Source organism: Mycolicibacterium peregrinum (assembly GCF_001665625.1).
Taxonomy (GTDB): Bacteria; Actinomycetota; Actinomycetes; order Mycobacteriales; family Mycobacteriaceae; genus Mycobacterium; species Mycobacterium peregrinum_B.
Genome location: NZ_LZSY01000197.1, coordinates 12,433 through 28,838, shown reverse-complemented (window position 1 = coordinate 28,838; position 16,406 = coordinate 12,433). Strand labels below are relative to the sequence as shown.

Below are 16,406 nucleotides of genomic sequence, written 5' to 3'. Positions count from 1 at the left end.
AGCGGTCGACTATCGCCACCGGCGGAAGATCTTTGTCGGTGCGGATGTAGGTGATGTCGCCGTCGTGGTCCTCGATGCGATCCGCCGGTGGGGCATCTGGTGTTGCCACGGTCTCTCCTTGCTTGCCCAGTGTCATACGCGTCGGGTGTGATCTTTTCATCGAGGACCACGACGGCGACATCACCTACATCCGCACCGACAAAGATCTTCCGCCGGTGGCGATAGTCGACCGCTCTCCGATCACCGTGAAACACAAGGCGATCTTCGCGGCGGTCGCAGTCCTCGGCGCAGTGGCCTGGGCGGTCATCGCCTTCTTCCGCGGTGAGACCGTGAACGCGGTCTGGTTCGTGATCGCCGCGATCTGCACCTACGTGATCGGATTCCGGTTCTACGCCCGGCTGATCGAGATGAAGATTGTTCGGCCTCGCGACGACAATGCCACTCCGGCTGAGCTTTTCGAGAACGGCACCGACTACATGCCGACCGACAGGCGCGTGTTGTTCGGTCATCACTTCGCCGCGATCGCCGGAGCGGGCCCGCTGGTCGGCCCGGTGCTGGCCATGCAAATGGGCTATCTGCCCGGGACCATCTGGATCATCATCGGCGCGGTGGTGGCCGGCTGCGTCCAGGACTATCTGGTGCTGTCCATCTCGGTGCGCCGCCGCGGCCGCTCGCTCGGGCAGATGGCACGCGACGAGCTCGGCCTGGTCGGTGGCGTGGCCGCGATCGTCGGCGTGCTGGTGATCATGGTGATCCTGTTGGCGGTGCTGGCCCTGGTCGTGGTCAACGCGCTCGCCGAGAGTCCCTGGGGCGTGTTTTCGATCGCGATGACGATTCCGATCGCCATCTTCATGGGTCTGTATCTGCGCTTCTTCCGCCCCGGCCGCGTGTCGGAGGTGTCCCTGATCGGCGTCGCACTGTTGCTGCTCGCGGTGATCTCCGGAGGTTGGGTGGCCGAAACCGACTGGGGTGCTGACTGGTTCACGCTCTCCAAGGTCACCCTCTCGTGGTGCATCATCATCTACGGCCTGGCCGCTTCGGTGTTGCCGGTGTGGTTCCTGCTGGCCCCGCGCGATTACCTGTCGACGTTCATGAAGGTCGGCACCATTGCCCTGCTGGCCATCGGCATACTGATCGCGCGCCCGGTGATGCAGGCACCGGCGATTTCGCAGTTCGCCGCCAGCGGCACCGGCCCGGTGTTCGCCGGCTCGTTGTTCCCGTTCCTGTTCATCACCATCGCCTGCGGTGCACTGTCGGGCTTCCACGCGCTGATCTCCTCGGGCACCACGCCCAAGTTGCTGGAGAAGGAAAGCCAGATGCGGCTGATCGGCTACGGCGGCATGCTCACCGAGTCGTTCGTCGCGATCATGGCCCTCATCACCGCGGCGATCCTCAACCAGCACCTGTACTTCGCGATCAACGCGCCGACGGCGGCCACCGGCACCACCGCACAGACCGCGGCCGATTACGTCAACGGCCTTGGCCTGTCCGGTCAGCCGATCACTGCGCAGGAGATCACCGCAGCCGCCGATGGCGTCGGCGAGCAGTCGATCGTGTCGCGCACCGGCGGCGCCCCCACCCTGGCCTTCGGCATGTCCGAGGTGCTCCACCAGGTGTTCGGTGGAGAGAGCCTCAAGGCGTTCTGGTACCACTTCGCGATCATGTTCGAGGCGTTGTTCATCCTCACCACCGTCGACGCCGGCACCCGGGTGGCCCGGTTCATGCTGTCCGACGGCCTCGGCAATCTCGGTGGGCCGCTGAAGAAGTTGCGCGATCCCAGCTGGCGCGTCGGAGCGTGGGCCTGCTCGATCATCGTGGTCGCCGCGTGGGGTTCCATCCTGCTGATGGGTGTGACAGATCCGCTGGGCGGCATCAACACCTTGTTCCCGCTGTTCGGCATCGCGAACCAGCTGCTGGCCGCGATCGCATTGACGGTGGTCACCGTCGTGGTGATCAAACGCGGCTTGGTGAAGTGGGCCTGGATACCGGGGCTTCCGTTGTTGTGGGACCTGACGGTGACGATGACGGCATCGTGGCAGAAGATCTTCTCCGCCGACCCGAAAGTCGGTTACTGGAAGCAGCATTCGCAGTATGTCGCGGCCCAGGAGGCCGGAAAGTCGACGTTCGGCGCAGCGAAGACCCCCGATCAGATCGACGCCGTCATCCGCAACACCTTTATTCAGGGCACGTTGTCGATCGTCTTCGCCGTGCTGGTGCTGATCGTGTTCATCGCGGGTGTGGTGATGGCGCTGCAGGCGCTGCGCGGTGCCGCCAGGCCGCTGGCCGTGGATGAGGAGGTGCCGTCGCGCATCTTCGCACCCTCGGGTCTGATTCCCACCCAGGTTGAGAAGGAGGTGCAGAAGCAGTGGGACGCCTTACCCGGAGCACACGCCAGGCCGCACGCCACATCGGCTGGTACTGGTCAACATTGATGGGTGACAACCACTACCGGCGCTACGTAGCGCATCGGGAGCGGACGCATCCGGACGAACCGGTGCTGTCCGAGCGCGACTACTGGAAGATGCGGCACCGCAACACGGAGGCCAATCCCGGCGCGCGCTGCTGCTGAGTCGGCGAATCTGCTGATCGCCTGGCCTGAACCTGCCACGCCCGGCTAAACTGTCGTCCATACGGTAAGGCCGTCGTGAATGGAGCGCGTTTCGTGAATAAAGACGACATGATCTTGATCAGCGTGGACGATCACATCGTCGAACCACCTGACATGTTCAAGAACCACCTGCCCAAGAAATACGCCGACGAGGCACCCCGCCTGGTGCACAACCCCGACGGCAGCGACACCTGGCAGTTCCGCGACATCGTGATCCCCAACGTCGCGCTCAACGCGGTCGCCGGTCGGCCCAAGGAGGAATACGGTCTGGAGCCCCAGGGGCTCGATGAGATCCGCAAGGGCTGCTACAACGTCGACGAGCGCGTCAAGGACATGAATGCCGGGGGCATCCTCGGCTCTATCTGCTTCCCGTCGTTCCCCGGTTTCGCCGGCCGCCTGTTCGCCACCGAGGATCCCGAGTTCTCCCTGGCACTCGTGCAGGCCTACAACGACTGGCACATCGACGAATGGTGCGGTGCCTACCCCGCCCGCTTCATCCCGATGGCGCTCCCGGTGATCTGGGATGCCGAGGCCTGCGCCCAAGAGGTGCGCCGGGTGTCCAAGAAGGGTGTGCACGCCCTGACCTTTACCGAGAACCCGGCTGCCATGGGCTACCCCAGCTTCCACGACGACTACTGGACCCCGCTGTGGAAGGCGTTGTGCGACACCGACACCGTGCTCAACGTGCACATCGGGTCGTCGGGCAAGCTGGCCATCACCGCTCCGGACGCGCCGCTCGACGTCATGATCACCCTGCAACCGATGAACATCGTGCAGGCCGCCGCGGACCTGTTGTGGTCCAAGCCCATCAAGGATTACCCGGATCTCAAGATCGGGCTGTCCGAGGGCGGCACCGGCTGGATTCCGTATTTCCTGGAGCGCGTCGACCGCACCTACGAGATGCACTCGACCTGGACGCATCAGAACTTCGGCGGCAAGCTGCCCAGCGAGGTGTTCCGTGAGCACTTCCTGACCTGCTTCATTTCGGATCCGGTCGGCGTGGCGTTGCGCGACAAGATTGGCATCGACAACATCAGTTGGGAAGCCGATTACCCGCACAGCGACTCGATGTGGCCGGGCGCGCCCGAGGAACTGTGGGATGTGCTGACCGAGAACAACGTCCCCGACGACGAGATCAACAAGATGACGCACGAGAACGCCATGCGCTGGTATTCGTTCGATCCGTTCACTCACATCTCGCGGGAGCAGGCCACCGTCGGCGCTCTGCGTAAAGCCGCTGAGGGCCACGATGTTTCGATCCAGGCCTTGAGCCATCACGAGCAGGGCTCCCGCGGCGACGCATTGCACGCGGCGGCGCGGGGCAACTCGGGTTCCGACTAGGGCCCGTTTTCCCGCGAGCAGACACAAAACTGCCCATTTTCATGCGAAAAGGGGCAGTTTTGTGTCTGCTCGGCGTTGTCAGCGCAGCGAGTACCGCACCGGCAGGTGCTTGAGACCGCCCACGAACGTGGTGGCCATGTGCTGCGGTTCGCCGGCGAGTTCTGCGGAGCGCAGCCTCGGCAGCAATTCGGAGAAGAAGCTGTTGATCTCCAGCCGGGCCAGTGCGGCACCGAGGCAGAAATGCACACCGTAGCCGAACGCGATGTGTTTGTTGGGATCTCGCCCGACGTCGAAGCGGAACGGATCGACGAAGACGTCCTCGTCACGGTTGCCCGAGACATACGACAGCAGCACCGACTCGCCCTTGGCGATGCGTACACCGCGAATCTCGTAGTCCTGTTGCGCGGTACGCATGAACTCCTTGACCGGTGTCGTCCACCGGACCATCTCCTCGACCGCCAGCGGCATCAGACTCATGTCGTTCTGCAGCCGGGCCAGCTGGTCGGGATTCTGCAGCAGCGCGTGCATACCGCCGGAAATGCTGGCGCTGCTGGTGTCGTGGCCGGCGGCGGCGATGATCGCGTAGTAGGAAACCGTGTCGATATCGGACAGCGGCTCCCCGTCCAGCGTGGCGTTGGCGATCGTCGAGGCCAGGTCGTCGGTCGGATTCGCCCGACGCGAGGCGGTCAGTTCGGTGAAGTACTGGAACATCTCGAGCAGCGCCATGCCCTGCTCTTCCATGCTGGTGCCGCGCTTGAACTCGTCGTCGTCGCTGCCGAACAGCTCCTGGGTGAGCTTGAGCATGAACGCGAAATCGGATTCGGGCACACCGAGCAGCGTCATGATCATGTACAGCGGATAGTTCACGGCGACCTGCTGCACGAAATCGCATTCCGGTCCTTCGTCGACCATTCTGTCGACGAACCGCTTGGCCAGTTCATCGGCGCGATCCTTCAACGCGCGCATGGCCTTTGGCCGGAACCAGTTGGCTCCGATGGCCCGCAGATCGCGGTGCAGCGGATCGTCCGTGTGGATCAACGTCCGGATTCCGATCGCGGCCTGCTGCTCGTCGCCCTCGCGGGTGACCAGCACCGGGCGCGGAGAGTTGGTGAAGATGTCGTTGGCCCGCTCGATCTCCATGATGTCCGCATGCTTGGTGATCGCCCAGAAGGGGGCATAGTCGGGCACCTCGACCCAGGACACTGGGGCGTTGGCTCGGAGGTGGGTCAGGTCCGCGTGAAGAGTCACCTCGTCGGCGTACGCCGACGGGTTGGCGAACATCTTGGCGATATCGTCAATGGTGCGGACGGTCATACTTTGCTCCTCACTGGCGGGCATTCGCGAAACTCCTGCAACACCGCGTTGACAGTTTCCGGGGATACAGCGGCGGGAAAGCCGGGCAGCACGCGGTCGATGACGCCGTCGCAGCGGCGCCGCAGTGCGGCGGCCAATTCGGGGATCGGTGCCACCACGGCGAACGTGGCGAGCACCTCGTCGTCGATGAGCTCGCCCATCGCGTCCCACTGGCCATCCAGCGAGAGCCGGTGCAGTTCGGTGTGCAGATCACCCCAGCCGTGCAGGTCCAAGACTTTGCGGTAGGCCGGCGTCGAGCCGTAGAACGCGAGTTGTTTGCGGGTGGCGACCGACGCCGCGGCCATCTCCCGTTCGTCGGCGCCGGTGACGACGAAGACCGGGCAAGACAGCTCGAAGTCACGACGGTCGCGCCCGGCGCGGTCCATTCCGCGCTGCAACGCGACGGTGGTCACCTCGTCCAGATAGCGCCGCGTGGTGAACGCGTGCGCCAGCAGTCCGTCGGCCACCTCACCGCACACCTCGGTCATCAGTTCACCGACGGCGGCGAGGAACACCTTGGGGAACGGCAGCGTCGACGGTTCCGGGGTGAACATCGGCGTCATGATCTTGTGGGTGTAGAACTCGCCCTCGAACCTCAACTTGGTGCCGTCACGCCAACATTGCCAAATCGCGTGCAGCGCTTCGATGTACTCGCGCATGCGGCGCGCCGGGTGACTCCACGGCATGCTGAAACGCTTCTCGATGTGCGGCTGGATCTGGGTGCCCAGGCCAAGGATGAAGCGTCCGCCCGAGTAGGTCTGCAGATCCCAACCCAGCTGAGCCATGGTCATCGGATTGCGCGCGAAAGCCACCGCGATGCTGGTGCCGATCTGGATCCGTTCGGTGTGCTCGGCCGCGAGCGCGAGCGGCAGGAACGGGTCGTGGTTGATCTCGCCGGTCCAACATCCGTCGTAACCGCTGGCCTCGAGCTCACGTGCGATGTCCGGGACATCGGTCAACCGACTGGGAACGCCTCGATCGATCTTGACGTCGCGGGGAACTGGGTCGCTCATCGCCTGTGCGCGCCTTTGCCACCGTGCCCGACCATGTGCAACCCGATCACCTCATCGACGCTACAGTAAGCAATTCAGTATGGTCAACGGCGGTACGCTGAGGCCCCTAGGGCACTGCGCGACGAGTGAGGACAGTGGCATGACAAGGACGCCGGCATGACGAACGACCCGGAGTGGAAGGAAACGCTCGAGGACCTGGCTCGTCGACGCGAGCACACCCACGGCATGGGTGGTCCCGAGCGGTTGGCCAAGCACCACGGCAAGGGCAAGCTCGACGCCCGTGCGCGGATCGCGCGGCTGCTGGATCCCGGCACTTTTCAGGAGTTCGGGACGCTGGTCGGGGGCGACATCGCCGCCGATGGCCTCGTCGCCGGTGCGGGCCGTATCGACGGCACTCCGGTGATGGTGGGCGCCGAGGACTTCACCACGCTGGCCGGAAGTATCGGCCCGGGCGGAAACGCCAAACGCTATCGGCTCGCCGAGTTGGCCTTGCGTAACAAGATTCCACTCGTGATGTTGTTGGAGGGCGCGGGTTTCCGCCCCAGTGGTGAGCACTACGGACGTACCCCGACCGATCTGATCGCCCAGGCGAAATGCTCGGGAAAGGTGCCCACCGTATCGGCGATCCTCGGCCCGTCCGCCGGCCATGGTGCCCTGGTGGCCCCGGTGTGCGACTTCAGCATCATGAGCCATCAGGGAGCTATCTTCACCGCCGGGCCCCCGGTGGTGAAAGAGTCCACCGGAGAGGACATTTCGAAGGAGGATCTCGGCGGCCCGAACGTGGCACTGGCCAGCGGCGTGATCCACAACTACGCCGAGGACGACGAGACGGTCATCGACGATATCCGGCGCTACCTGTCGTATTTCCCGTCCAGTGCATGGTCATACCCGCCGACGCGGCTTGCCGACGACACCGCAGACCCGAGGCTCACCCCGGAGATTCTCGATATCGTGTCCCGCGACAACCGCCAGATCTACGACATGCGCGCGGTGATCGACGAGATCTTCGACCGGCCCGACTGGTTCGAGGTCCAGCCGAAATTCGGCCGCGCGATCATCTGTGCTCTCGCCCATCTGGGCGGTTATCCGGTCGCGGTGGTGGCAAACCAGCCACAGGTGATGGCCGGTTCGATCGATGCCGATGCCGCCGACAAGGCAGCCCATTTCATCACCGTGGCCGACTCGTTCCACCTGCCGATCGTGTTCCTCGCCGACAATCCCGGCATGCTGCCGGGCAGCCAGTCCGAACGCAGCGGCGTGCTGCGCAGCGGAGCGCGGATGTTCGCCGCCCAGACTGCCGCCACCACCCTCAAACTGCACGTGACATTGCGTAAGGCCTTCGGCTTCGGCTCGATGGTGATGTCGCTGCTGGGCTTCGACGACCAGGTCGCGACGTTCGCCTATCCCGGCGCGACGATGGGGGCGATGGGTGCGGCGGCGCTCAGCGCCGCCACCCATGCCGGCGAGGATTACACCGAGGTGCTCAAGCGAATGGAACTCGAGGCATCGTTCCGGTCAGCGGGCCACCTCGGTTTCGACGAGCTCATCTCCCCCGAGGAGACCCGCAATGCCCTGTTGGTCACCCTGCAGCACGGCATCTTCAGCCGTCAGGCCGTCGCGGAACCGGTGTCGCGCACCGTGATCACGCCGTAACGCCTTCCGCGAGAAGTCCCCCGCTTGCGGGAGACTTCTCGTGGGTCACACCTTGGTGGCGCGGTACTCCGTGACGATCGGCTCGAGCTCGTCCGGGGTGGCCCCGTGCATGATCACGGCATCGGCACCGTAGTCGAACTCCTTGCGGATGCGGTCCACGCATTGGCTCGCCGATCCGGTGGCAGATGGTTCCAACCACTCGTCGGGTATCAGCGTGGCGATGTGCTCGATCTGCTCGGCGCTGGCCTTGTGGTCGATGCCGCCCGGTATCGAGGTGACTACGGAGTCTTCCCGGAAGCGTTGCAGCACTGCCGGATCCCAGCCGTTGGTGCTCACCAACAGGTCGCCATAGCCCTGTAGGTAGGTGGCGAGCCGGGCCACGGTCTTCTTCAGTCGCAGTTCCTCTGGCAGGTGATCGCCCACGGTGGCGAAGCACGACCACACCCGCACGCTGTCGGGGTCGCGGCCGGCCCGCTCGGCTGCTTCTTTGACGATCTTGACCGCGCGTTGCAGCGTCTCGGGGGTGAAGTAGGTGTGCAGGATGACGTCGTCGAACTCCCGCCCACCGAGCGCCAGGGTCTGCGGGCCGAAGGCCACGATCGCCAACCGGATGTCCTCGTTGAAGTCGGGGTCGAGGAACAGCACCTGATACTTGCCGATCGGGCCGTCGTGATTGAACACCACCTCGCCGTGCCACAGCTTGCGCATGACCTGTGCGAAGTCCTCCATCTGCGCGGTGGTCACCGCGGGAACCCCGAACGCGTTGTACATGGCCGCCACGCCGCGCCCGATGCCCAACGTGAATCGGCCCCGGGACAACCGGTGCATCGTGGTGGCCCACGATCCGGTGATCAGGGGGTGTCGAGTGTTGTGATTGGTTGCCGCCGTGGCGATCTGCATCCGATCGGTTACCGCACAGGCAGCGCCGACGAGCGAGGAGGCTTCCTTGACGTTCCACCGCTCCGAGATGAATGCGGTGCCGAAGCCGAGTTCCTCGCCGCGGCGCGCCTCGTCCATCAACGTGGCCGGGCCTTCACCGCCTGCACCGGCAAGCAGGTAGTAACCGAGTTCGTCCAGGAATCGGTCGGTCATTTCGGCTCCTCGCGCAAGCGCTCGTCGGTCATACCCAAACTCCTTGTTTGTAACCACAGTTCCACACTTCGGTGATCCGGCCGTCGACCACCCGGAAGATCTCCATGCTGCTGACCGTCATGGCGTTACCGTCAGGAAACGTCATCGGGGATTCATAAACGATCGCCACGTGCTCGCCGTCGTCACCGGCGACGACCAGGTTGAGGTCGAACCGGATCGTGTCGAACATCGCCCAGTGTTCGATCACCCTTTTCACCGCCTCTTCGTGGGTGAGCACCTTCGCCTCGCCTACATCGTGGCGGGTGACGGTCTCTCCCAACAGTTCATCGGCAAGGGCGAAGTCCTTCTCGTTCCAGACCACCCAGTTGTACTGTTCGACCACTTCGCGCGCAGTGCGAACAGTCACGCGAACACCTCAAGGGCGTCGATGTCTTCGATCGCCGCGACAGCCCGGTCGATGAGGGTCAGGCACAGCTGCCGGGACCGTTCAGGCGCGACATCCCAGGTGAGCAGGGCGACCACCGGCATGTACAGCAGCAGCGCGGTCGCGAGACGGTAATGCCGCCACGCCTCGTCGAACGTGTACCCGTCAACCTGGCTGACGTACTCACGCACCAGCTCCTCGTCCCGGCCGCGACGCACCTCGGTCGGCAGACCCTGGCTGACCAGATACGCGATATCGGCCGCACCCGCGCCGCGGACCGTCAGCTGAAAGTCGACCACCTTGAGAGCATCTTCGCGAAAGAACATGTTGTCAGCCCGGATATCTCCGTGCAGCAGCATGTTTCGGTCCGCGAGCGCGGTAAGCGCGGTGGGTGCGAGATCGGCGAATCGTTCGGCGAACGTGGCGACTGCCGCGGGCACCGATTGACGGGTATGGTCCCGGTAGAGCTGCCAACCAGGAGCGAAAGCCGGCAGAAACAAGTCCCGGGTCAATGTACTGTCAATGCTCGGGAATTCCTGCAGCACAGCCTCATCGACGCCGACTGACCAGGCATGCAAGCCGGCCAACTGCTGGATACAGAGTTGGGCGCGCGGCAGCGACAGCCCGGCCAGGTGGTCGGCGTTCTCCCAGTCCCGCAGATCTTCGAGCACGAGCACGAAGTCGGGTCCCGACATGCGAGCGACGTGGCAGTGCGGCGTTGCGATGGGCGCATCTGGCGCGACATGCCGGTAGAAGTACAGTTCGCGGTGGTAACCCCCAAGCATCTCCATGCCGCCACGCGCCAACGAGTCGGCGGGCAGTTTGACGATCAAAGTCTCTGGAACATCATCGGATCCGTTCAGATGGATCCGGTACAGCGCAGCGGAGAAGCCGGTGTCCAGCGCGATCCGCTCGGCCCGCACTGCCGTCACCTTCGTGCCCAGCGCCTCGGTCAACCAGGACGCCGTCACCTCCTCGATGCCCGTGGGCACCGGTCCGGACACCGGCACCGCGACTGATGTCATCGTCGACCTCCGCACACTAATTTGACGCTGAACAACTAAGTTAGTTGTCGACCGTCTAATATGCAAGGGTGCCTTCCCCAGCGCAGGGCCTCACCCAGCCGGAGCGCGTGGAACAGTCCTCGCGTCGGCTGCTGCAGGCTGCCGCTGAGTTGATCGTCGAAAAGGGCTGGGAAGCAACGACTGCCGCTGAGATCGGACGACGAGCCGGGTACAGCCGGGCCATGGTGCACGCCCGCTACGGCAGCAAGGACGCCATCCTCGACGCCTTCCAGGAGGTGTACGTGGCGCGCCTGAACCCCGATCCCGAACCGGGCGCCACCGGGCTGCAGCAGGTGCTCGCGCATTTCGACCGCGTGCAGGAAATTCATGCCGAGGATGCCGCGGTGACAAGGGCCATGTTCGTGTCGGCATTCGAAGCAGTGAAAACCACGTCGCCGCTGCGCGACGGGGTGCGCGCACAGTTGGCCGGGGCAGCCGTCAAGATCGAAGCCGGGCTGCGCACCGGTATCGCCGACGGTTCACTGCGCCCCGACATCGACGTCGACATGGCGTCGCGGGACATCACCGGATCGATCTTCGGGATCGCGTTCCAGTGGGTGGTCCTGCCCGAGGACCACGATCTCGACCACGAGATCGACTGCGTACGGGCCCGGATCACGTCAAGCTACGGTCGTTAAGAACCGCTCGGTCGCATCCTGCACCGCACCGGAGAACAGGTGCCCCACATGGCTTCCGTCGTGCCAGTAGAGTTCGCCGCCCCATTGCTCGTGCATGGCCAGGGCCGAACTGCGCATTGCCATCCGGTCATGCCAGGCGCCCACGATCAGACGCCGCTCGGCACACGGTCGGGTACGCAGCGGGTCGATCACGGAGGACATCGCCGCCACCGTGGCTGACTGCAACTGGCGCGCCGACTGCTGCCCCGCCAATCCCCAGCGTCCCAGGTGCATCCCGATCATCGCGTTGAGGCCGAGGATCGGCGTGTACAGCGCCACCGCGTCCACCCGAGCGTCGAGATGCGACACCAGCGCCGCCGCCGCGCTGCCCAGCGACAAGCCGGCCACCGCGATCGACGACGCCTGTGGTTCCAGCCAACCGATCAGCGCCCGCACCTCCGACACCGCCCGCATCATGCCGGCCACGTTGGCCAGCGGATCCCGAGCCGGATACTCCGGCCAGGACCGGCGCCGCGGCCCGTGCCCCGGCTGCACGGGTAAGGCGACGTTGAAGCCGAGGTCCCTCAGAGGACGCACCCGGGCAACGAGGAGGTCCATCGGGTCGCCCTGGCCCGCCCCGTGCACCCAGATCAGCCAGGGTCGCGCGTCGTCTCCACTCCGGTACAGCCGGGCTCTTGCCGTGGCGACGCCACCGTGCCCGTCGGCCAGCACCGAGGCGGGCAGGGCGGGTTCGTGGTCGAAGACCAGCTCCTCGAACGTCAGCGCACCGAACCTACGTGGCCGGATGTGTTTGACCTGCAGAGCATCTGGCTTCGGGTGCGCCGCGTCGATACCGAGTAAGCCGAGTTCGTCGGCTGCCCACTGGTATTCGCCCAGTGGACGGGGAAGCTCCGGCGGTGGACCGGTCAGCGTCATACCGGTGACGACGAGCTCGTCGAGAGTGACCTCACCGAGTTGACGAAGGCCATTGACCGACAATGGATTCCATTGCCCGGCGAGCGCACCCACCGAGCGCGGCACCACGCCACCCAGCTCCCACGCGATCCGGACGGCCCTATGCAACGGTGAATCCCGTATACCCGTCAGCGGCTATCTGGTCACAGCGGCGACGGTATTCGGGGATGCCCGCCGTGTAGCCGAGATACATCCGCTTCTTACCGGGGACGTTGCCGCCGTTGTACCAGGAGTTGCAGCTCGGATCCATCAGCACCGTGGGCTCCACGAGCGCCGTGGTGTGCTCGACCCATTCGTCCTGCGCCTGCGGCGTCGCCTCGATGCTCCGGCGCCCATTGGACCTCAGGTACCCGATGCAGTCCGCGATCCACTCCACATGCTGCTCCAGTGCTGCTACGAAGTTCGTTGCCGCCGAGGGACTTCCCGGGCCCTGGATGGTGAACAGGTTCGGGAACCCGGCCACCGCCACGCCCAGATAGGACAGTGCGCCCGCCTTGGACCAGTACTCCCCCAGCACCATGCCGTCGCGGCCCCGCACGTCGATCCGGCTCAACGCCCCGGTCATGGCGTCGAATCCCGTGGCATACACGATCACATCGAGATCGAAGTCACCCTGTTCGGTGGAGATCCCGGTCGCCGTCACCTCACGAATGGCGCCCTTGCGCAGATCGACCAGCGTGACGTTGTCACGGTTGTACGTCTCGTAGTAGCCCTGGTCGATGATGGGCCGCTTGCACGCGAACGGATGGCTCGGTGTCAGCGACGCCGCGGTCTGCGGATCTGAGACGATGCGGGCCACGGCTTGCCCGTAGAGCTCGGTGGCCATCCGGTTGGCGTCGATGTCAAAGAAGACATCACCCCAGTTGAGCGCGCCCATCACGCCGTGTTCCTCGACCGCGCGTCGTTTCTCCTCGGGTGAAGCGGATTTCACCGGCGGTCGTACCAGCATCTCGAGCAGCACCGAGAAGGCGCTGAGCCGCGCCGCCCCGACCGGATGTTCCCGCTGCGCAGCGCGGATGGCCGCATAGTCAGCCTTGAGCGCGTCGAGTTCCCCGGGTTCGAAGGACCGGACCTGCCACGGCAGCGTGAACGCCGGGGACCGTTGGAACACCACGAGATGTTCGCACTGCCCCGCCACCACCGGTATCAGCTGCACACCGGTGGAGCCGGTGCCGATCACCCCGACCCGCTTGTCGGTGAGGTCGACACCCTCGCGCGGCCAGCGGCTCGTATACAGCGAGGTGCCGGTGAATCGGGCCATCCCGGGGATGTCGGGTTCCAGTGGCACCGAGAGGATTCCGGTGGCGGCGACCACGAACGGTGTGCGTAGAACCTGGCCTTCGGCGGTGGTGACCGTCCACTGCGCGGCGCCTTCGTCGAAGGTCATGGCCACGACCTCGGTACCGAAGGCGATGTCACGGCGAAGGTCCAGCCGGTCGGCGACGAAGTTCAGGTACGCCTCGATTTCAGGCTGCGCCGGCATCGTCTCCGTCCACACCCACTCCTGCTGGATCTCCTCGCTGAAGCTGTAGGAGTATTCGATGCTCTCGATGTCGCAGCGGGCGCCCGGGTACCGGTTGACCAGCCAGGTGCCGCCCACGTCATCCGCCTTCTCCAGGACCCTTACCCGCAGGCCCTGATCTCGTAGGCGATGTAGTGCATACAAGCCGGAGAATCCGGCGCCGACGACGATCACATCGAAATCTGTGGCGCTCACAAGTCGATGACCTTTTCGTTGCGGCTCTTCCGGTCGACGTAGAACTGTGCTGCCCGGCTGATCGATTCGGCGGTAGGAGCGGGCTTCCAACCCAGATCGCGGGCGGCCTTCCCGTGATCGGCCGGCGAGGTCAGCCACATCAGCCGCGCCGCCGTAAGGTTCATCGGGAAGTCGGTGCCGAACAATCGATTCGACATACCGGCCAACCACCCGAAGGCATAGAGCGGAGCCATCGGTATTCCGAATCTGGGCGGTCGGGCACCGACCGCCTCCGCGGCCGTGGTGAACATTTCCCGTTGAGACATATACCTTTCGGAGACGATGTAGCGCTCGCCGATCCGGCCCCGTTCCGCGGCCCGAATGAGAGCATCGGCAGCGTCGTCTATTCCGACCACCTCCGAGCCCACGCCTCTGACGTAGACCGGCAACTGTCCGAACGCCGCCATTGCGACGAGCGCACCCTGCCTGGGCTGCCAGTCAGGCGGACCGTACGGGTTGGACACGCACATCGCCACGGCCGGCAGCCCACGCTCACGCACGTACGACAGCACCAGATCCTCGGCCTGACGGCGGGATTCGATGTAGGGGCCGCCCTTACCCGCCCAGTTGAACGGGGTGTCCTCGTCGACGGTTGCCCCGTCGTCGCCGACGGCGATCGTGCCGATGGTACTGAGGAACACGAAACGCTGCAGGTCGGCATTTACCGCGACGTCCAGGACGTTGCGCAGGCCCTCGACGTTCGTATTGAAAAGTGGCGTGGGATCAGCCAGATGTGCGCGGGTGTCGACGACGCAGTAGAACACCACGTCGCGGTCGGCCATCGCAGCCGTCACCGCCTCGGTGTCGAAGATGTCTCCGTAGCAGCGTTCTACCTCGACGCCCTCGATACCCTTCGTCGAACTGCTCCGTCGCAGCAGTACCCGCACGTCGTCACCGCGCTCGACAAGCTGGCGGGTGACACAGGCACCCACGTTTCCGCTCGCGCCCATGACCAGTACTTTTCGCCGGCGATCCATCACCACTCCATCCGAATCGGTAATTGGCGATCGATGTTACGGTAACGCTTTCAGTAGCGTCCCGAGAATGGGTCAGAAACGGGGAGATCGATGAAGTACACCCTGGAATACCCCAGCGAGCTGCCCACCGCACCTGACGATTTCCTGCAACCCGAGGCCATCCGCGCGGTAGCCACCCAGGCTGAAGCGGCGGGGTTCTCGGCGATCGCGTTGAGCGAGCATCCGGCCCCCTCGGTCAAGTGGCGCAACAACGGGGGCCACAACACACTCGACCCGATCGCCGCGCTGAGCTTCATGGCGGCAGCCACCTCGCACATCCGGTTGATGACCAACCTCTACGTGCTCCCCTTCCGGAACCCGTACCTGTCAGCCAAGGCACTGGGCAGCCTGGACCTGATCTCCGGTGGCCGACTCATCGCGGGCGTCGGTGCGGGCTACCTGCGATCCGAGTTCTCGGCAGTGGGCGTGGACATCGACCGTCGCGCCGAACTGCTCGACGAAGCGTTGGCGGCGCTGCGTTCCATCTGGACGGATCCCGAAACACCGTTTTCCGGACAGGATTTCGGGGCGGTCGGACCCGTTGCGCTGCAGCGCACAGCTCAGCAGCCCCATCCCCCGCTCTGGATCGGCGGGAACGGCGCCGCCGCGATCCGGCGTGTGGTCGAGCACGGCAACGGATGGATGCCCATCATCGCCGCGGCAGGCATGGCGTCGACCATGCGGACCACCGCCATTGAGAACGCCGACCAGTTCGGCACCGCCGTACAGCGCTTGCGCGAGCGACTCGCCGATGCCGGTCGTGACCCGTCGTCCGTCGACATCCAGGTCGTCTGCCCACATACCGATCTGGAGGACGAAGCCTCGTTGCGGCACGCACGCGAAGTTCTTGCCGAACTGGCCGGCCACGGCGCCACCTGGGCCGTCGTGCACGTGGACGGCAGCGGCCCGGACGCCGCACTCGACTACGTCAAGGCATTTGGCGAGGCGATGAATCTCGTTGCCGACCAGGGTGTCTCGGGTGCACGCTGGTAACACCACGGCAGTGCTCGGCCAGATAATTCGCCACAGCGTTACTCACGCGGACGATTCACCGCCTAGCCGGTCTTGAACTTCAGCAAGGTACGGGTCAGGTGCAGACTGGTGATCTGCCATGTGCCGTCACGCTTTTCGTAGGTCTCATGGTAGTGGCCGGCCCCGTGCAACTCATTGCCGTCGGCGAAAAACAACATGTCCTCCATGGCCCAGATACCCGTTGCCGTCGTGTCGGAGGTCAGCATGATCTCCGGGGTGTGGCAATGGTGCACTGTCGCCGCATTCTCGACGCCGCCCCACACCACCGGAAAGAACTCATCGAAGCTCTTCAGCGGAGGCGCCGTCTGCGGATCGGCGCCGCCGGTCGAGACGGCCATGTCGAGTGTCACCACGACGTCGTCGACGAACAATGCGCGCCAGGCGTCGATGTCCTTGGTGTCCAGGAACCGGCAGTAGCGGGCCTTGAGCTGCTTGATCGCCTCGATGTCGTCGGACAACGGG

The 16,406-nt window shown here is 64.8% G+C and carries 15 protein-coding genes; 6 read left to right on the top strand and 9 right to left on the bottom strand.

All coding sequences use genetic code 11. From position 1 onward, the window contains the following. Window positions 1–122 precede the first annotated feature (122 nt). The 3 genes from A5779_RS31505 to A5779_RS31500 all read left to right on the top strand — a co-directional run bounded on the left by A5779_RS31505 (window position 123) and on the right by A5779_RS31500 (window position 3,949). Complete coding sequence (locus A5779_RS31505; RefSeq protein WP_236734943.1) at window positions 123–2,432, top strand: carbon starvation CstA family protein; 2,310 nt, start codon at window positions 123–125, stop codon at window positions 2,430–2,432. Next, window positions 2,432–2,569, top strand: coding sequence for a CstA-like transporter-associated (seleno)protein (locus A5779_RS33270; RefSeq protein WP_276028699.1), 138 nt, complete (start codon window positions 2,432–2,434; stop codon window positions 2,567–2,569). The genes A5779_RS31505 and A5779_RS33270 overlap by 1 nt, the downstream gene beginning before the upstream one ends. 93 nt (window positions 2,570–2,662) lie before the next feature. Then, window positions 2,663–3,949 (top strand): amidohydrolase family protein, encoded by a 1,287-nt coding sequence (locus tag A5779_RS31500; RefSeq protein ID WP_064887824.1) that lies wholly within the window; start codon window positions 2,663–2,665, stop codon window positions 3,947–3,949. Window positions 3,950–4,027: 78 nt separating this feature from the next. Here A5779_RS31500 and A5779_RS31495 read toward each other — a convergent pair whose 3' ends face one another. Both A5779_RS31495 and A5779_RS31490 read right to left on the bottom strand, forming a co-directional pair. Next, a complete protein-coding gene (locus tag A5779_RS31495; RefSeq protein WP_064887815.1) occupies window positions 4,028–5,263 on the bottom strand; it encodes a cytochrome P450 in 1,236 nt (411 codons plus the stop codon). Continuing rightward, window positions 5,260–6,315, bottom strand: coding sequence for an LLM class F420-dependent oxidoreductase (locus tag A5779_RS31490; protein WP_064887813.1), 1,056 nt, complete (start codon window positions 6,313–6,315; stop codon window positions 5,260–5,262). The genes A5779_RS31495 and A5779_RS31490 overlap by 4 nt, the downstream gene beginning before the upstream one ends. A 156-nt stretch (window positions 6,316–6,471) precedes the next feature. Here A5779_RS31490 and A5779_RS31485 point away from each other — a divergent pair, with 156 nt between their 5' ends. After that, entirely contained in the window at window positions 6,472–7,968 is a 1,497-nt protein-coding gene (locus tag A5779_RS31485; protein ID WP_064887811.1) for an acyl-CoA carboxylase subunit beta, read from the top strand. A gap of 45 nt (window positions 7,969–8,013) precedes the next feature. Here A5779_RS31485 and A5779_RS31480 read toward each other — a convergent pair whose 3' ends face one another. The 3 genes from A5779_RS31480 to A5779_RS31470 are packed head-to-tail and all read right to left on the bottom strand — an operon-like array spanning window position 8,014 to window position 10,509. Beyond that, window positions 8,014–9,060 (bottom strand): TIGR03857 family LLM class F420-dependent oxidoreductase, encoded by a 1,047-nt coding sequence (locus A5779_RS31480; protein WP_064887809.1) that lies wholly within the window; start codon window positions 9,058–9,060, stop codon window positions 8,014–8,016. 28 nt (window positions 9,061–9,088) lie between these two features. Further along, entirely contained in the window at window positions 9,089–9,466 is a 378-nt protein-coding gene (locus A5779_RS31475; RefSeq protein WP_064887807.1) for a nuclear transport factor 2 family protein, read from the bottom strand. Then, on the bottom strand, window positions 9,463–10,509 hold the full coding sequence (locus A5779_RS31470; RefSeq protein WP_064887805.1) for a phosphotransferase: 1,047 nt from the start codon (window positions 10,507–10,509) through the stop codon (window positions 9,463–9,465). Before A5779_RS31470 ends, A5779_RS31475 begins: the two co-directional genes overlap by 4 nt. Before the next feature lie 68 nt (window positions 10,510–10,577). On the opposite strand from A5779_RS31470, the gene A5779_RS31465 reads away from it, so the two are divergent. Continuing rightward, window positions 10,578–11,186, top strand: a complete 609-nt coding sequence (locus A5779_RS31465) for a TetR/AcrR family transcriptional regulator (RefSeq protein ID WP_064887803.1) — start codon at window positions 10,578–10,580, stop codon at window positions 11,184–11,186. Here the strand turns inward: A5779_RS31465 and A5779_RS31460 are convergent. The 3 genes from A5779_RS31460 to A5779_RS31450 are packed head-to-tail and all read right to left on the bottom strand — an operon-like array spanning window position 11,169 to window position 14,873. Next, on the bottom strand, window positions 11,169–12,248 hold the full coding sequence (locus tag A5779_RS31460; protein ID WP_064887801.1) for an alpha/beta fold hydrolase: 1,080 nt from the start codon (window positions 12,246–12,248) through the stop codon (window positions 11,169–11,171). The genes A5779_RS31465 and A5779_RS31460 overlap by 18 nt on opposite strands. Continuing rightward, window positions 12,241–13,857, bottom strand: coding sequence for a flavin-containing monooxygenase (locus A5779_RS31455; RefSeq protein WP_064887799.1), 1,617 nt, complete (start codon window positions 13,855–13,857; stop codon window positions 12,241–12,243). Before A5779_RS31455 ends, A5779_RS31460 begins: the two co-directional genes overlap by 8 nt. Next, window positions 13,854–14,873 carry an NAD-dependent epimerase/dehydratase family protein gene (locus A5779_RS31450; protein ID WP_064887797.1) on the bottom strand — a complete coding sequence of 340 codons (1,020 nt, stop codon included), beginning with the start codon at window positions 14,871–14,873 and terminating at the stop codon, window positions 13,854–13,856. The genes A5779_RS31455 and A5779_RS31450 overlap by 4 nt, the downstream gene beginning before the upstream one ends. Before the next feature lie 90 nt (window positions 14,874–14,963). Here A5779_RS31450 and A5779_RS31445 point away from each other — a divergent pair, with 90 nt between their 5' ends. Beyond that, on the top strand, window positions 14,964–15,905 hold the full coding sequence (locus A5779_RS31445; protein ID WP_064887795.1) for an LLM class F420-dependent oxidoreductase: 942 nt from the start codon (window positions 14,964–14,966) through the stop codon (window positions 15,903–15,905). 62 nt (window positions 15,906–15,967) lie between these two features. On the opposite strand, the gene A5779_RS31440 is transcribed toward A5779_RS31445, so the two are convergent. Then, window positions 15,968–16,402: a nuclear transport factor 2 family protein gene (locus tag A5779_RS31440; RefSeq protein WP_064887793.1), complete on the bottom strand. Its 435-nt coding sequence runs from the start codon at window positions 16,400–16,402 to the stop codon at window positions 15,968–15,970. Window positions 16,403–16,406 lie beyond the last annotated feature (4 nt).